The 17,938-nt window shown below is 36.6% G+C and carries 17 protein-coding genes; 10 read left to right on the forward strand and 7 right to left on the reverse strand.

What is annotated here, in order from left to right:
* Nucleotides 1-83 precede the first annotated feature (83 nt).
* The 4 genes from ACQVV1_RS14250 to ACQVV1_RS14265 form a co-directional block, all read right to left on the reverse strand.
* Complete coding sequence (locus ACQVV1_RS14250; protein WP_242255324.1) at nt 84-1,556, reverse strand: sodium:solute symporter family protein; 1,473 nt, start codon at nt 1,554-1,556, stop codon at nt 84-86.
* Nucleotides 1,553-1,750: a DUF3311 domain-containing protein gene (locus tag ACQVV1_RS14255; protein WP_242255326.1), complete on the reverse strand. Its 198-nt coding sequence runs from the start codon at nt 1,748-1,750 to the stop codon at nt 1,553-1,555. Before ACQVV1_RS14255 ends, ACQVV1_RS14250 begins: the two co-directional genes overlap by 4 nt.
* Nucleotide 1,751: 1 nt before the next feature.
* A complete protein-coding gene (locus ACQVV1_RS14260) occupies nt 1,752-2,927 on the reverse strand; it encodes an amidohydrolase (protein WP_242255328.1) in 1,176 nt (391 codons plus the stop codon).
* Nucleotides 2,928-3,059: 132 nt separating this feature from the next.
* On the reverse strand, nt 3,060-3,770 hold the full coding sequence (locus ACQVV1_RS14265) for a C39 family peptidase (protein ID WP_147808316.1): 711 nt from the start codon (nt 3,768-3,770) through the stop codon (nt 3,060-3,062).
* A 377-nt stretch (nt 3,771-4,147) separates the two neighbouring features.
* Between ACQVV1_RS14265 and ACQVV1_RS14270 the strand changes: the two genes are divergently transcribed.
* The 8 genes from ACQVV1_RS14270 to ACQVV1_RS14305 all read left to right on the forward strand — a co-directional run bounded on the left by ACQVV1_RS14270 (nt 4,148) and on the right by ACQVV1_RS14305 (nt 12,429).
* Entirely contained in the window at nt 4,148-5,563 is a 1,416-nt protein-coding gene (locus ACQVV1_RS14270) for an amino acid permease (RefSeq protein WP_242255330.1), read from the forward strand.
* Nucleotides 5,564-5,845: 282 nt separating this feature from the next.
* Complete coding sequence (locus tag ACQVV1_RS14275; RefSeq protein ID WP_063225096.1) at nt 5,846-6,721, forward strand: cytochrome aa3 quinol oxidase subunit II; 876 nt, start codon at nt 5,846-5,848, stop codon at nt 6,719-6,721.
* 33 nt (nt 6,722-6,754) lie between these two features.
* Entirely contained in the window at nt 6,755-8,689 is a 1,935-nt protein-coding gene (gene qoxB / locus ACQVV1_RS14280) for a cytochrome aa3 quinol oxidase subunit I (protein ID WP_000762376.1), read from the forward strand.
* Between the two features lie 13 nt (nt 8,690-8,702).
* Nucleotides 8,703-9,305, forward strand: coding sequence for a cytochrome aa3 quinol oxidase subunit III (gene qoxC, locus ACQVV1_RS14285; RefSeq protein ID WP_000729313.1), 603 nt, complete (start codon nt 8,703-8,705; stop codon nt 9,303-9,305).
* A complete protein-coding gene (gene qoxD, locus ACQVV1_RS14290) occupies nt 9,306-9,617 on the forward strand; it encodes a cytochrome aa3 quinol oxidase subunit IV (protein WP_000531382.1) in 312 nt (103 codons plus the stop codon). It abuts the gene before it with no gap.
* Nucleotides 9,618-9,836: 219 nt separating this feature from the next.
* On the forward strand, nt 9,837-11,666 hold the full coding sequence (locus ACQVV1_RS14295) for a monovalent cation:proton antiporter family protein (protein WP_242255331.1): 1,830 nt from the start codon (nt 9,837-9,839) through the stop codon (nt 11,664-11,666).
* A 53-nt stretch (nt 11,667-11,719) separates the two neighbouring features.
* Nucleotides 11,720-11,977: a DUF4022 family protein gene (locus ACQVV1_RS14300; protein WP_242255332.1), complete on the forward strand. Its 258-nt coding sequence runs from the start codon at nt 11,720-11,722 to the stop codon at nt 11,975-11,977.
* Between the two features lie 14 nt (nt 11,978-11,991).
* Nucleotides 11,992-12,429 carry a GNAT family N-acetyltransferase gene (locus tag ACQVV1_RS14305; RefSeq protein ID WP_242255333.1) on the forward strand — a complete coding sequence of 146 codons (438 nt, stop codon included), beginning with the start codon at nt 11,992-11,994 and terminating at the stop codon, nt 12,427-12,429.
* A 39-nt stretch (nt 12,430-12,468) separates the two neighbouring features.
* On the opposite strand, the gene ACQVV1_RS14310 is transcribed toward ACQVV1_RS14305, so the two are convergent.
* The 3 genes from ACQVV1_RS14310 to ACQVV1_RS14320 form a co-directional block, all read right to left on the reverse strand.
* On the reverse strand, nt 12,469-12,897 hold the full coding sequence (locus ACQVV1_RS14310) for a hypothetical protein (protein WP_242255334.1): 429 nt from the start codon (nt 12,895-12,897) through the stop codon (nt 12,469-12,471).
* Nucleotides 12,898-12,901: 4 nt separating this feature from the next.
* Nucleotides 12,902-13,102, reverse strand: a complete 201-nt coding sequence (locus tag ACQVV1_RS14315; RefSeq protein WP_000301182.1) for a helix-turn-helix transcriptional regulator — start codon at nt 13,100-13,102, stop codon at nt 12,902-12,904.
* Nucleotides 13,103-13,239: 137 nt separating this feature from the next.
* Entirely contained in the window at nt 13,240-14,532 is a 1,293-nt protein-coding gene (locus tag ACQVV1_RS14320) for an NCS2 family permease (RefSeq protein WP_000487208.1), read from the reverse strand.
* Nucleotides 14,533-14,812: 280 nt separating this feature from the next.
* Between ACQVV1_RS14320 and ACQVV1_RS14325 the strand changes: the two genes are divergently transcribed.
* Entirely contained in the window at nt 14,813-16,204 is a 1,392-nt protein-coding gene (locus ACQVV1_RS14325; RefSeq protein WP_242255335.1) for an amino acid permease, read from the forward strand.
* 181 nt (nt 16,205-16,385) lie between these two features.
* Nucleotides 16,386-17,933, forward strand: coding sequence for a DNA-binding protein (locus tag ACQVV1_RS14330; protein WP_309259719.1), 1,548 nt, complete (start codon nt 16,386-16,388; stop codon nt 17,931-17,933).
* Nucleotides 17,934-17,938: the final 5 nt, after the last annotated feature.

Consider the following 17,938-nt stretch of genomic DNA (forward strand, 5'->3'; position numbering starts at 1 on the left):
AGTTTTTAATTAGATTCCGCTAATAGAAGGAAATATATACAAAAAAGAGCTATCTCTTTTCAAAGATAGCCCTAACACACGAATCACTTTTCTACTATTATATTGTCTGTCTTTATAGACACACTTTTCGTAAACCCACTAACGATAAACATCACAATCATATTCATTAACAATGCAACTATACCTACATTTAAATCTTTTATATATTGGGGGAAACCCGGAAACATCGTAGCTATAGTTGAACCAGATAAAGTAATATATGCGACCACTAACAACCCAATCCCCATTCCTGCAATTGCCCCTTGCTTCGTAATAATCTGACGTGGAAACAAACTACATACAAGTGCTGGGAAAAGTTGTGTCACTATACTATATCCCATTAAAAGAAGTGCCCCTATCGTTTCTCCACCTTTAAAAGTGAACAAAACAGCTATAAGCGTTACTACTGGAACAAATAATTTCGCCGCTTTAGCAACTTGTCGATCCGAAGCAGTTGGGACCATTGTTCGGTAAATATTTTTCGCTAATAATGTAGAAGCGGCCATGACAAGCATAGAACCCGGAACTAATGCTGTTAAAACCCCAGCACTACCAATAATCCCAATAAACCACGGATCAAAAGTTTGAAGAGCCAGACGGAATAACGAAAGGTCTACATCCCCTCCCTTTAATCCAGGAACTTGCAAGATAGCTGCAAACCCTGCAAAGAACACGAAAAGTAAAACTAAAGAATACAATGGCATAATTGCCGCATTTTTACGAAATACTTTTTCATTTTTTGCAGAGAAAGCAGAAGCGAATGTATGGGGCCACATATAGAAACCGAGAGCTGTTAATACAATAGTAGAAACAAACCAAGAAATGCTCATTCCTTCATCAGGTAAAGATAAAAAGCCTGGTTTTGCTGCTTCTACAGCTTCGAACATCGGCTGAAATCCTCCATAATAATGATATGGTAAATATATACCTAAAAACATAACGATAAACAGTATCATAATATCCTTCAAAGCAGCTGTCCAAGCAGAGCCATGTATACCTGAAACCATTACATATATCGTTATAACAATTGCGCCAATCCACACTGCAATAACTGGTGATACCCTTCCGTACGACGCTTCCGAAACGATAATTCCTAATCCTTTTAACTGTAAAACAAGGTATGGGATAATCGAAATAACCCCAATGATAGAAACGATAATGCCAAGTGTCTGACTCTTATATTTCTTCACAAAAAAATCCGGCTGTGAAACGAGATTATGCTCTTTCGCATACTTCCAAACTGGCGGCAATAAAAAGTAAGATAAAATATAAGCTAATGCACCATAACCTAAAATATAGAAAGTAGGTGCTCCTTTACTATATGCCCATCCACTTCCACCTAAAAATGTGAATGTCGTATAAATTTCACCTGCCATAAGGAGAAAAACAAAAACAGTGCCAAATCCTCTTCCACCAACTGACCATTGTTCTAAATTCATATCTTTTCCATGTTGCGCCCGAATTCCTAAAAATAGTGCGAGAAACAAAAACAAAATAATGATAAGTAATGCGGTCATTTTACATCCCCCTTATTAGCAGGATCGAATACGTACACAATCCCCATACAAAGAGACGTAATGAGAACCGATAATAATACCCAAAATAATAAAAATGGCATCCCTAATATGTAAGGAATAACTGAATTAGCAAATACAGGTCCAATAACTAAACAAAAAACTGGAATAAGCGCTAATACGTGTATTTTCTTCATCTCATTCTCCTTTACTTATGAAATTCATAATAGATGATACAAAAACTTCCACGCCAATCGGTAATGCATCTTCATCAATCGTAAAACGAGGGTGATGGTGAGGATATATAATTCCTTTCTCTTTATTTCCCGCTCCGATAAAAAAGAATGTCCCTGGTGCCTTTTGTAAAAACGCTGAAAAATCTTCCCCGGCCATCGTCGGCTGTAAACGAGTAACTCGTTCCCTTCCATAAAGCTGTAATGCTGTTTGCTCAATAATCTCTGTAACTTCATAGTCATTTACTACTGGTCGATATCCATATTCATAAGAAAACGTATATCCCGCTCCGTAAGCACCTGTCACATGCTTCACAATCCGCTCAATCCTTTGCTCTGTTTCTTCTCGCAATTCATGTCTTAAACTCCGCACTGTCCCTTCAATCTCCGCTTGTTCTGGAATCACATTATGAGTTGTCCCAGCATGAAATTGCGTAACAGATACTACAAGGGAATCTAACGGATTCGTGAGGCGAGATACAATTTGCTGAATTTGTGTAACAATTTGTGTGCCGATGGCAATACTATCAACCGTTTCATGAGGGATTCCAGCATGTCCACCTTTTCCTTCTATCGTAATTTTAAAAACATCTGGAGCAGCCATTGCAGGACCATAAATTACACCTACTTTCCCAACCTCTAACGACGCCCAAAGGTGAGCACCAATAATATAATCCACCCCTTCCATTACACCTGCTGCGACCATTTCCTCTGCACCACCAGGAAAGTTTTCTTCAGCATGTTGGAATAGAAAACGAATCTCCCCTTTAATCTTCTCTCTTTCTTCTACTAACTTATGTACGACTCCAAGTAATATCGCTATATGTCCATCATGACCACATGCATGCATCACACCTGGGTATGTAGAAATAAAATCAAACTCATTTTCTTCATGAATAGGAAGAGCATCCATATCAGCTCGAACCGCAACTATTTTACCAGGTTGCTTACCAACCAAACTTGCCATTACACTATATTTAGTAGGTCTTGACACTTCTAAATATGGGATTTTCCGAAGTATATCGAACACAAACTGTGATGTTTTCTCTTCTTGAAAAGATAGCTCTGGATACTTATGAAAATGTCTTCTCCACTCAACCAACTGATTCTTTGACAAAACAAGTTCTTTTGCAACATCCATTTCTCCTCTCTCCTCCTTCACCAAGTTAAATGTTATTATAACGTGAATCGCTAACTTTTAAAAGAATCTTCTGAATTTTCAATCTCAATAATTTAAAAATAAAAAGCCATCAAAAAGATGACTTTTTCATTATTATAAAATAGTAATCGCTTGTTTCCCCATTTGCTCCCAAGCTTTCTCAAACTCTGTTCGCGGAACAGCCAAACGCGGATTATTTTTAAGCGGATCATTTACATACACAAAGTTTTGATCATATCCAATTACTACTACACTATGCTCAAAATATGTAATTTTCACTTCGCCAGAGCTTGTTTTCCATGTTTCAAAACTACTCTCAGCTAATGGCTTAAACGTTGTATTAATAATGACCCATACCGGCGAACCAGAACTAACTACTTTATACATATCTTGCACGTCTCTACCTGTTAAATTAACTACTTTTTCAGGAACATATTTTTCCGCTAAATTAAAAATAGGTTGATTATATACACCATATCCTGGCTCTGCCTTCGTATAAATATTTCCAACGAACCCCTCATAAGGATTTCCACGTAAACCATTTTGTTCAAATGGAACACGATGAATTTCGCTAGCAAGTTGCATCTTATCTACTTGCACACCTTTATATTGTAGCAACATAGCTAAGCTTGTCACTTCACATCCACGAGGTAATTCTGGTAACTGCTTTATAAACGGAACATTTTCAATCATAGTCGCTTCTTTCATTTCAGATAGAAACTCTAAACGGAATACTTGCGCCTTTTGTATAATTTTATCTTTCCCTATAAAAAACGCGGCAGCAAGTATAATTCCAAAAACAAAAAGATATTTTAACTTTTTCATTTTAAACAAAACTCCATTAATTATTATTTTACAGACATACCTTCTATCATTGTACCTTTCTTCTTACTAGTTTGCTAGAAAGATTCTGTGAATTATTGTTCACAACTAAAACGTTACAAAATTCTAATTATTTTTAATAGAGGGAAAAAACAATATACTTTCCTGAATTATTTTGCTAAAATCAAAATAATTAACATAGTGAAGATATCACCTTGTTAATAAACATTCTTAGAGTATTTAGTCATAGTTCGTATTTTTACATACTCCATTCATTTCATAATAAATAAGCCGAGTATGTGTCACATCCCCCACTAATGATTAAAAACTCTGAATGAAAAGCAGTTTATACATACAAGAAAATAACGGGGTGAGGGCATATGAATCAACAAGTAGAACAAACAGATTTAAAACGAACAATGAAAAGTAGACACCTATTTATGATTGCACTTGGTGGTGTTATCGGAACTGGCCTATTTATGGGATCTGGTCAAATCGTCCATAACGCTGGTCCTGGTGGAGCTATTCTTGCATTTTTAGTCGGTGGATTTGTTATGTATTTAACGATGTTATGTCTTGGTGAATTATCCGTTGCTATGCCAGAAGCAGGTTCATTCCAAAGCTATGCAAGCAAATTTATTTCACCTGGTTTTGGGTTTGTTGTCGGTTGGATGTATTGGTTAAATTGGGCGGTTACAGTTGGAGTAGAGCTAACAACTGTAAGTATTTTAATGAAACGTTGGTTTCCAGACGTTTCTTCGTGGATTTGGTGTGTTACATTTGCAGCAGCACTCTTTCTTGTAAACGCTTTATCAGCAAAGGCATATGCAGAAGCAGAATTTTGGTTCGCAAGTGTAAAAGTCGCAACTATTGTTGTTTTCATCGTACTCGGTGGCGCAGTTATGTTCGGTCTACTAGACTTTAACGGAAAACCAGCTCCAATGCTTCACAATTTCACTGAAAATGGCGGATTATTTCCAAATGGTGCATTAGCTGTTCTTCTTACGATGATTACAGTAAATTACTCCTTCCAGGGAACAGAATTAATCGGAATTGCTTCAGGAGAAAGTGAAAATCCTGAAAAAACAATTCCAAAAGCGATCAAAAATACCATTTGGCGCACTCTATTCTTCTTCGTCCTAGCAATATCAGTTGTTGTAGGTTTACTCCCGTGGCAAGAGGCTAATCTAGTCGAAAGTCCATTTGTACTTGTATTTGATGTAGCTGGCGTTCCATATGCAGCAGACATTATGAACTTTGTTATTATTACAGCTGTATTATCTGTAGCTAACTCTGGTCTATATGCAAATTCTCGTATGCTTTGGGCGATGGCAAAGCAAGGAATGGCAAGTCCAGCTTTTACGAAGTTAACTAAAAAAGGTGTACCACTAAATGCATTGATTTTCAGTCTAATCTTTGCAAGTCTGTCCTTATTAACAAGTGTATTTGCGGCAGATACTGTCTTTTTAATTTTAACATCTATCGCAGCAATGGCTGCCGTTGTCGTTTGGATGTCAATTGCGGCTTCACAGTTTTTCTTCCGTAGAAACTTCGTGAAAAACGGTGGCGACATAAATGATTTAAAATATCGTACACCACTCTATCCGCTAGTTCCAATCGTAGCATTCTCACTCAACTTCATTACATTTGTTAGTTTAGCTTTCATCCCAGATCAGAGAATCGCTCTTTATTGTGGCATTCCATTTATGATTATTTTTTACATTTTACACCAAGTAAAATACAAAAAAGTTGTCACACTTGAACAACAACAGACTATCACACAAGGAATAAACTAAATATACGAAATATTCAGCTATCTTCCTTATGATAAGATAGCTTTTTTCTATTTCTTGGATATCCTGGTATAACTTTATTTATCTTAAAATTTTCACAATCACGTTTTTCTCTGGAAAATAGTTTACAATGTAATCAAGTTACAAATGATATTCACCTTAAAAAGTGTGCATTTGTGTCTATTTTTTAACAATATGACAAAAACTATTGCCTTCTATAAATTAATAGGTTTATATTGTTTTATTGGCATAGTTTCAATCCAAGGAGAAAGGAGATTTTCAATCGTGCAACTAAAGAAAGCATTTTGGAAGTTGGCTTCGCTTCTTCCGTTATCATTACTTCTGTTCCTCGGCGGCTGTGATAAGAAACTCGCAGTATTAAATCCGCAAGGACCTGTTGCAAAAGCACAGTATGATTTAATTGTTTGGTCATTCTTGCTTATGTCATTAATTATCGCAATTGTATTCATCCTGTTTACAGTCATCTTGATTCGTTATCGTGAAAAACCAGAGAATATGGACTACGAGCCACCTGAACAACACGGTAACACATTATTAGAAATTATTTGGACGCTTGTTCCTGTTATTATCGTTATCGCATTATCGATCCCAACAGTAAAAGCAACTTACGCTTCGGAAGAGGTTCCGAAAGAGTCCAAACATATTAAACCAGTTGAAATTTATGTTACATCTGCAAACTGGAAATGGTTATTCAGTTACCCAGAGGAAAAAATTGAAACCGTTAACTATTTAAACATCCCAGCTGGTGTACCAATTCAATTCAAACTGACTTCTGTCGGCCCAATGAATGCTTTCTGGGTACCAGAACTTGGTGGTATGAAGTACACAATGGATGGCATGATTATGGACCTTTATTTACAAGCTGATAAGCCAGGTTCTTACCTAGGCCGTAGCGCGAACTTCTCTGGTGAAGGATTCACTCACATGGAGTTCGAAGTTGAAGCAAAAACTAAAGAGAAATATGACAAGTGGGTTAAAGAAGTACAACAAACTGCTCCTAAACTAACAGAAGATAAGTACAACGAAATTGTTAAACCTGGTGTAGTTGGTCGTATGACATTCTCTAGCCATCACTTAGATTATGTAGATCCAAAATCACTTGAATATTGTGATTACAACTACTACAAAAACAAAAAATAATAGCTATAATTCCAACAGATTGGAGTGAACACAGTGAAGCTTGATGAATTCTTTGTCACAGGTGACCCGATTATTTACGGTGCAGACGCTTCTATCGTTCTTGTGACATTAGCAATCATTTTCGTACTAACAAAGTATAAAAAATGGAAATGGCTTTGGGACGAATGGTTAACAACTGTTGACCATAAAAAAATCGGAGCCATGTATATTATTTCTGCGGTTATCATGTTATTCCGTGGTGGTATGGATGGTTTAATGATCCGTGCACAGTTAACATTCCCAGAAACAACTTATTTAAACGCTGAACACTATAACGGAATCTTCACAACACATGGTACAGTAATGATTCTTTTCATGGCAATGCCATTCGTTATGGGATTAATGAACCTTGTAGTACCATTACAAATTGGTGCTCGTGACGTTGCATATCCGTTCTTAAATGCTTTAAGTTTCTGGTTATTCTTTGTCGGAGCAATGTTATTCAACATCGCTTTCGTAATCGGTGGTTCTCCAGACGCTGGGTGGACTTCTTACTTCCCAATGGCGGGTACAGAGTTTACTTCTGGTGTAGGAAATAACTACTACGCAATTGCATTACAGATTTCAGGTCTCGGTACGCTAATGACCGGTATTAACTTCCTTGTTACTATCTTAAAAATGCGTACACCTGGTATGACTTTAATGAGAATGCCAATGTTTACTTGGTCAATCTTAATTACAACAATTATCATTATTTTCGCTTTCCCAGTATTAACAGTTGCTCTTGCATTAATGACATTTGACCGTCTATTCGATGCTCACTTCTTTACGATGGCGAGCGGCGGTATGCCGATGTTATGGGCCAACCTGTTCTGGGTATGGGGTCACCCTGAAGTATATATCGTTATTTTACCGGCATTCGGTATTTTCTCTGAAATCATTAGTACATTCTCACGTAAACGTCTATTCGGTTACAGTGCGATGGTATACTCAATGGTTGCAATTTCTTTACTAAGTTTCGTCGTATGGCTTCACCACTTCTTCACGATGGGTGCAGGTCCAGCGGTTAACTCATTCTTCTCGATTTCGACAATGGCGATTTCGATTCCAACCGGGGTTAAGATCTTTAACTGGTTGTTTACACTGTATAAAGGACGTATTCGTTTTACAGTTCCAATGCTTTGGTCATTGGCATTTATTCCAAACTTCGTAGTCGGTGGGGTTACAGGGGTTATGCTTGGAATGGCAGCAGCTGATTATCAATACCATAACAGCTACTTCCTAATCGCTCACTTCCACTACGTATTAATTGCAGGTACAGTATTCGCTATGCTTGCTGGATTCACATTCTGGTATCCAAAAATGACTGGTCATATGTTAAATGAACGCCTAGGTAAATGGACATTCTGGATCTTTATGAGCGGATTCAACATCTGTTTCTTCCCAATGTACTTCTTAGGTTTAGACGGTATGACTCGTCGTATGTACACTTACTCTGAAAGTCTTGGATGGGGATGGCTAAACCAAATCGCATCTGTTGGTGCGGTAATGATGGGTATTGGCTTCCTACTTCTTTGCTACAACGTAATTTGGAGTGCACGTCACGGTGAACGTGACACAACTGGAGATCCATGGGATGGTCGTACACTTGAATGGGCAACTCAATCTCCTGTACAACATTACAACTTCGCGAAGCTTCCTGAAATTAAAGAAGCTGATGCTTTCTGGTACATGAAGAAACGCGGAGAAACAGTTACACCAGCAGCAGAAGATTTAAAACCAATTCACATGCCAAGTAACTCTGGTGTGCCTATTATTGCGTCTTTATTCTTCGGTCTTGCAGGTTTCGCATTAGTATTTAGCTGGTTCTGGCTTGCAGCAATCGGCGGCGTTGGTATTTTAGCTTGCTTAATCTATCGTTCATTCGATTATGACGATGGTTACTACGTAAGTGTTGATGAAATTAAAGAAACAGAACATATAGCATGAGAGGTGAAATGACATGGCGGCTTTAGATAAAAGCTTACCTTTGGAATATCAATCCGAACAAAGCAGATTGAATATCCTAGGATTCTGGATTTTTCTTGGGGCTGAAATTATGCTGTTCGCAACACTTTTCGCCTCTTATCTAGTCCTTGCTGGTCGTACGGCAGATGGCCCAACTCCAGCGCAACTGTTTGAACTTAAAACGCTTTTAATTCAAACATTACTACTTTTAACAAGTAGTTTCACATGTGGTATCGTAATTCACGAAATGCGTAAGCACAACCAAAAAGCAATGCTTGGATGGTTCATCCTTACATTACTTTTAGGTGCAGGTTTCCTATTCTTTGAAATCGAAGAGTTCATTATGTACATCGGTGAAGGCGCAACAATTCAAACAAGTGCTTTCCTATCTGCATTCTTCGTTCTTCTTGGAACGCACGGGGCCCACGTAACAGGCGGTATCATTTGGGCAATTTGTGTTATTATCCAAATTTTGAAACGAGGTTTAACACCAGTTACAGCTCGTAAAGTATTCATTATCAGCTTATACTGGCATTTCCTTGATCTTGTTTGGGTCTTTATTTACACACTAGTTTACTTGAACGGGATGGTGGCGTAAATGGGTCAAAATAACAACCAAGCAAACGGGCATGCGCATAGCGGATTCCCTTGGTCACACGTTTTCGGATTTATTTTATCGCTTGCACTAACGTTCCTAGCGCTATACGTGGCACTTTACACAAACCTGCCACTTTCAACGATCTTAACAACTATTATCGTAATGGCTGTTGCGCAAGCGTTGTTACAATTAATCATGTTCATGCACTTAAAAGAAGGAGAAGGAAGAGTTCAAATTCTTACAATGATATACAGTTTCTTCGTTGCAACTGCAACAGTTGGTTTAACTGTATGGATCTTCTTCTCAATGTAATGTACATGAAAAGACTGCTGAGATTCCTCAGCAGTCTTTTTTTATGCCCTCTCCTATTTCATCCACATTACGGAATTAACAACAGAATCATGAAAAGTATACTTATTATGACAAATGTTAAGAAAACTCTTTCTTTATGAAATCGAATCCATATGCGTTGCTTTTCTACCTATTATATGGCTAAATAGGTACTATATTTATTTGAAGGGAGAGAACGCAATGGAACATCACACTTCTGTTCTATCACTTATGGTTGTCGTTGCAATCGCGTTTTTCGTTCCCCTTTTGTTACAACGCTTTAAATTAAAAGCACTTCCTGTCGTTGTTGCAGAAATCATCGCAGGAATCTTTGTAGGTAAAAGTGGGTTTAATATTATTGAGCCAGATATGTGGCTTCAAGTCTTATCGACACTAGGATTTATCTTTCTTATGTTTTTAAGCGGTTTAGAAATTGATTTTTCTATCTTTAAACAAAAAGGGAAAAAGAATACGACAAACGAACCAAACACATTCCAAGCAGCAAGTATTATCTTCTTATTTATTTTCATCTTATCTTATGCCCTATCATTACTATTCGTATGGCTAGGATTTGTAGATAATGCAATGTTTATGACTTTAATTATTTCAACAATTTCTTTAGGTGTTGTCGTACCAACATTAAAAGAGAATAACTTAGGAAAAACAGCAATTGGACAAATCATTTTATTAGTCGCTGTTATTGCAGATTTAGTTACAATGATTTTACTCGCTGTATTCGTCGGATTAAATTCCGAAAGCGGCCAAAGCATGTGGCTCCTTCTCCTTCTATTCGGCGCTGGTATTATTATTTACTTCATTGCAAAACGCTTTAAAAACATTCCATACTTAGATAGCTTAAAAGCTGGTAGTGTACAAATTGATACACGAGCTGTTTTTGCACTCATCTTAATATTAGTTGGTTTATCTGAATCGGTTGGGGCAGAAAATATTTTAGGTGCCTTCTTAGCAGGTGTACTCGTATCGTTATTATCACCAAATGAAGATATGGTTGAAAAACTTGATTCCATCGGATATGGTTTCTTCATTCCTATTTTCTTCGTAATGGTTGGTGTAAATTTAGAGGTTTGGTCTATTTTCAAAGAACCTTCTAGTATGCTCATGATCCCAATTTTAATTGTAGGACTCTTTATCTCAAAATTGTTACCATCACTCGTTTTACGAAAATGGTATCCACGTAATATCGTACTGGGGAGTGCCATCTTATTAACATCGACACTTTCTTTAGTTATTGCAGCTGCACAAATTGGTGAAAAACTAGGCATCATCAGTCCAAGTTTATCTGCTTCCCTTATTTTAAGCGCAGTTATTACTTGTATTTTCGCACCTATATTATTTAAAAAGATGTTCCCGAAAGTAGAAACGCCAAAGCCAAAAGTTTCTATTATTGGTGCGAGTAGAATTACCCTTCCGTTATCACTTGATTTAAAACGAGAAGATTATGACGTAACACTATATATGATGCGTCAAAATAAAATAAATGATGAGGAAGCGAAATCACATGACTTCCCTATCGTGAAATTAGATGACATCGCAATTGCATCATTAACTGAACAAACAGCATTTCATGCAGACCGCGTTGTTGTTGCAACAAGCGATGATGAACAAAACTTATTATTAGCAGAACATGCTAAAGAGCTAGGTGTTGAACATGTTATTGCAAGTGTAGAAGATCCACTTCTACAAGAAAAAGCAACGCAAGAACATATCGCCGTATTCTCAACAATTAACTCTACACGTATTCTATTACGTGCACTAATTGATAAACCAAGTCTCGTGCGCTTAATTACAACAGCAAACGAAACAGTCCGTGAAGTTGAACTACGGAGTAATAAATATAACGGCGTTGCACTTCGTCGCCTTCCATTTTTAGGCGATGTACTAGTCATTCAAATTTATCGTGGGAATAAAGCATTAATTCCACATGGTGATACAAGACTACAACACGGTGATACCTTACTTGTAACAGGTTCAAAAGAACATATCGATACACTAAAAAGCATATTAGAATAGAAAAATGCCCCTCACATAATTGAGGGGCATTTTTCCCCATTTCATATGGTAAAATGTTACTATCATATATTATGGGGATGGATCACATTATGTCTATTGTAACTTTAGCTCTCTTATTATTAGCAGAAGTACTCGTTGCCATTATTCTCATCGGTGTTAGCATTGAAATTTGTAGTTATGGATGGAAAAAATCGAATGGAATAAAATACTCTTGCCTCTTATTTTCACTCCTTCTCGGAACTGCTAGCATACTCGGACTTTTCGCCGCACCTGCCTATTTCTTTATACAACTAACAGAAAAAGGTTTATAAGAAAGGATGTTAATATGATTACCGTGAAAAATATTGATGGATCTGAAACTTACGTATTACGTCAAAAAATTTTACGCCCGAGTCAAACATTAGCAGATTGTAAATACCCTTCCGACTATGAAACAGCCAGCTTTCACTTAGGCGCATTTATAAACGATAAACTGGTTAGTATCGCTTCCTTCTCAAAAGAAATATACCCTGACTTACCAGCCGGTATTCACTATCGTTTACGAGGAATGGCCACATTACCTGAATTTCGAAACAACCACGCTGGAAGCTCCTTAATTCAGAAGGCAGAACAAATATTACAAGAACGTCAAGCAAATATATTATGGTGTAATGGCCGAGTTACTGTAGCTGACTATTACAAGCGCCTAGGCTTTCAGGAACATGGTGAAATCTTTGAAATTGAACCGATTGGTCTTCATAAAGTACTATATAAAAGGATATAAGAAAAGCTTTCCGCAATACGGGAAAGCTTTTCTTATATTTCAATCTTCATTTTTTATTTTTTTCATATATATGTATATAAACAAACTAGGAACTAAAAAACAAGTAAACATAATAAGTCCTGTCATACTAATTTCCCTTATCGAAATATCTGGTGTTACAATAATACAAATAGCTAAGATCCCAATAACAATACCTACTGGAATTAATAATAACTTCATAAAATAATTGCGTGATACTCCCCCTGTATGCTCATACACTTCCACTGAATTTTTCAGATTTAAAAAGTTAATAACTATTATCCCGCCCATAAATACCATTAATAAATCTGAAACACTTTCATATCCTGCCCCTTGCAAAACGTAGCGATAAAAAACAATACCTAGTATGATGATATTTTGTAAGATAAAAACTAGTCTAATATGTTTTAGCCCCTCAATCATTAAACGTTCATCTTTCACGATTTTCATCCTATCACTCCTTTTCCTCCCAAAACAAATCATTCAATGTTTTATCTACCGCATAACAAATTTTCAAACATAAATCTAAAGACGGGTTGTATTTCCCCTTCTCAATTAAACTAATCGTTTGCCTAGTAACGCCTACTTTTTCTGCTAATTGTTGCTGTGTTAAATCTAACTGAACACGCGCGACTTTTATTTTACTTACAGCCATTCATGTTCCTCCTCTACCCTTAGTGTAACATATACATTCCATTAAGTAATTTATAATTTACATAATTAATTTAAGTTTCACTTTATTATACACAAAAAAGGAGCCTCTCATAAGAAGCCTCCTCTCCTATATCTATATTATAAGAATAAATGACATCCAAATAAAATTGTAAATAAGTATAGTAACGGATGGACTTCCATCCCTTTCCCTTTCACAATCTTTAAAACTGGATACACTAAAAATCCAATTGCTATTCCATTCGCAATACTAGACGTTAACGGAATACCAACGAAAATTAAAAATGCTGGTAATGCATCTTCAAATTCATTCCAATTAATATCACGAAGACTTTGTGCCATTAAACTACCTACAATAATTAATGAAGGAGCTGTAATAGCAGCTACGCTTGATAAAGAAGCAATAACAGGGCTGAAGAATGCCGTTATAATCGTTAGACCTACAACTACAATACCTGTTAATCCTGTTTTACCACCCGCAGCAATACCAGCTGAGGATTCAATCGTCGCTGCTGTTGGGCTTGTTCCAAAGATAGAACCTGTAGTCCCACCAATTGCATCTGCAATAAACGCTTTACCAAAACGTTTCTCTGTATTATCTGTAATTAAACCTGCTTGTTTAATTAAACCGAGTAATGCACCTGTTGTATCAAATAACAGTACAAGTAAAAATGAGAATACAACGCCATATAATCCGTATTCAATTACATCTGAAAAGGCGTTGATTGGATTTGAAACGATAATACCCTCTGGTAAATGAGGCATCGCAACAATTTTATCCGTGAACTTCAGTTGCCCTGTAAAGAAGGCGATAACTCCTGTCACAATCATACTAATAAATAATGCACCGCTCACACGTAATGCCATTAATACCGCCGCTAATATTAAACCAATTAGAGTTAAAATAACGGCTGGAGAATGGAAGTCACCAATCGTAACTAAGTTAGATGGATGATCAACGATAATTCCAGATAGACGTAATCCAATAAAAGCAATAAATAACCCAATTCCACCTGCAATCGCATGTTTTAAACTGTCAGGAATTGCGACAATTAGCTTTTGCCTAAATGAAGTGAAAGATAATAAAAGAAAAATAATACCTGTTACAAATACCGCTGAAAACGCAATGACATATGTAATTCCCTCTGCCTGTTGAACAACAGAATAAGCAAAATACGCATTCATTCCCATAGCTGGAGCAATAACAATTGGATAGTTAGCTAAAAACGCCATACATAGCGTCCCTACAACTGTCGCAATAATAGTTGCCGTAAAAGCTTGATCAAATGGTACACCTGCATCAGATAATATTTTCGGATTGATGACAAGAATATACGCAAATGTAAAAAAAGTTGTGATGCCAGCTAAAAGCTCTTGCTTCACAGAAGTGTTATATTTTTGTAATTGAAACATGGTTATGTACCCTTCCTACATCTGAATTATTATCACACATTCTTTTCTTACTAGTATGTGAGAAAATATAATACTTAATCTTAACAATCAATAAAAAGAAGAGTCAATATATTCACTAATAGTTCGAATTTTAAGTTTAAGTCTGACAAGTACAGCTTTAGTACAGTTCATCATGATTATTTTTGTAGCATAACAGATAGAAATGTTTTATAATTTGAAATAGTTAAATATTTAGCAAGCGCATTCAAATATTGTTCACTCTACAAGGGGGATTCTTCTTATGCAGCAAACAAACAAATCTGGAACTTTAAACCGAGGTTTAAAAGAACGACATATTACTTTAATGTCGCTCGGTTCAGCTATTGGCGTTGGACTATTTTTAGGATCTGCTTCCGCTATTAAACTAGCTGGTCCTTCTATTCTACTAGGCTATATGATCGCTGGACTCGTTATTTTTTTCATTATGCGCGCACTCGGAGAAATGGCAATTGAACAACCTGTTGCCGGTTCTTTTAGTAAATATGCTTATGATTATCTTGGACCACTAGCTGGCTATATTACCGGCTGGAACTACTGGTTCTTATGGGTTGTTACTTGTATGGCTGAAATTACAGCAGCTGGCATTTACATGCAGTACTGGTTCCCAGATATTCCACGCTGGACTTGGGCTTTACTCGCTCTATTATTAATGAGTGCTTTTAACTTCTTATCCGTAAAAGTATTTGGAGAACTTGAATTTTGGTTTGCTCTCATCAAAATTGTCACAATTATCTGTATGATAATTATTGGAGCTGGTATTATTTTATTCGGATTCGGAAACGGCGGTATCGCTACCGGCATTTCAAACCTTTGGTCACATGGTGGCTGGTTCCCAAATGGTTTTTCTGGATTACTACTCTCTTTACAAATGGTGTTATTCGCTTATTTAGGTGTTGAATTAATCGGTGTTACAGCGGGGGAAGCTCAAAATCCGAAAAAAACACTCGCAAAAGCAATTGATAACGTATTTTGGAGAATATTACTGTTCTACGTTGGGGCTCTATTCGTTATGATGGCAATTTATCCATGGAACGAACTTGGTGAGAAAGGCAGTCCATTCGTATTAACATTCCAGCAAATCGGTATCGCAAAAGCAGCAGGAATTATTAACTTTGTCGTATTAACAGCAGCTCTTTCATCTTGTAATGGTGGTTTATTTAGTACAGGCCGTATGCTATATACATTGGCTCAGCAGAAGAAAGCTCCTGAAAGATTCGGTCGTTTAAATAAAAATGGCATTCCAAGTCAAGGAATTGTAGCAACTGCTATCGTTTTACTCATTGGCGTTATATTAAACTATCTCGTACCTGCAAAGGTATTTACATGGCTCACTAGTATTTCAACTTTTGGAGCAATTTGGACTTGGGGAATTATATTAGTCGCTCAAATTAAATTCCGTAAAGGATTGCAACCTGATAAAAAGGATAAGCTAACATATAAAATGCCTTTACATCCATTAAGTTCATATTTTTCACTCGCTTTCCTTGCACTAGTATTAGGTATAATGGCGTATTCAGAAGATACACGAATCGCATTGATTGTCGGCCCAATTTGGCTTATCGGCTTAGCTATCGTGTATTACATGAAAGGGTTTCATAAGATTGATGAAACACCTAATTCAAAAATTAGTTAAACACAACATTCCTTCCTTATTGATTGGAAGGGATGTTTTTATGTCTATACAAATATTTCTCAACAAAATTCACGGTATTTTTACAAATTTTTAATATTTTTTATGTTTTCCGTCTTTATTTTTACAGAAAAATAAATTACATTATTAAAGCACATATATTTATTATTAGGGGGATTCTTCTATGAAGAATAAAAAATGGATTACATTTTCTTTAGCAACAGCAATTACACTTAGTATGGGGAGTTCGTTCATACCGTCTACTTATGCCGAAAGCTCTGTAGACCCAGCTCCTGAAATTGCTGCAAAGGTTGTAAATCAAAACAATGGGAAGAAAGTATTATTTGATAATACGCACGGTCAAACTGCAGGGACAGCTGACTGGGTTATTGATGGCGGCTTTTCTGATTTCGGAAACGGCATTGCCCAAAATGGATATCATGTAAAAGAACTTCGTAAATCAACACCTATTACATACGACGACTTAAAAAATTACAACGTGTTTATCGTTCCAGAGGCAAATATTCCTTACAAAAAATCTGAACAAGATGCAATGTTACAATATGTAAAAAATGGCGGCAGTATCTTCTTCATTGCCGATCATTATAATGCAGATCGTAATAAAAATCGCTGGGACTCTTCTGAAGTATTTAATGGATATAGACGCGGTGCTTGGGAAAATCCCGCAAAAGGAATGTCTAACGAAGAAGCAAACTCACAAGCTATGCAAGGAGTAGAAAGTTCCGATTGGCTATCTAATAATTTTGGTATTCGCTTCCGTTACAATGCACTTGGTGATGTTTCAGCTAAAAACATTGTTTCGCCTGAACAATCATTCGGAATTACACAAGGTGTTTCATCGGTAGCAATGCATGCTGGTTCTACTTTAGCCATTACCAATCCGAAACTCGCTAAAGGCCTAGTTTACCTGCCAGAAAACCCGTCAAAATGGAATAATGCTGTTGATAGCGGTGTTTATAATGGCGGTGGTGTTGCAGAGGGTCCTTATGCTGCAATCGCAAAAGTAGGGCTTGGGAAAGCTGCTTTTATTGGAGACTCTTCTCCCGTTGAAGATGCTACGCCAAAATACGTTCGTGAAGATTCTGGCCAAACAAAGAAAACTTACGATGGATATAAAGAAGAAAACGATGCAATTTTACTAGAAAATATCGTAAATTGGTTATCGAATAAAGAAACATTTACAAGTTTAGATCAAGTAAACGGTTTACAACTTGATTTACCTACTACTTTACAAACATTTGAACAACCAAACTTATCAACTGAGCCACAACCTGAACCTTGGAGTGCACCAAATGCAGGTTATCAATGGTTTAATACAAATACTTTCAAACCAGGTTCATACGGTTATAACGGTGCTGTAACAGCAAACGACTATGTAGTTACACACCCTAGCACTCTACCAAACAATGAAGTGTTTCAAATAAAAATTCAAGTGAACAACTTACTACCTAACACAACTTATAACAATTATTCTTTAGGTATCTTCACTACTGGCGGAACACAAGTAGCAAAAGTTCAAAATACAAATGGCACTTGGCCATCTACTTTTGGATATAGTAGTGCATTTTCTTTCACAACAAACAGCTTAGGTTCTGCTGAGAAGCTTGTAAATGTGCAAATCGATCCAAATACTACTGGACAAGCAACGCTTCGTTTACGTCAAAATACAACAGCGAAATATAGTGAGACTGTAACGATTAATAAGAAATAATAAAA

Source organism: Bacillus basilensis, assembly GCF_050630465.1.
GTDB classification, from domain to species: Bacteria; Bacillota; Bacilli; order Bacillales; family Bacillaceae_G; genus Bacillus_A; species Bacillus_A basilensis.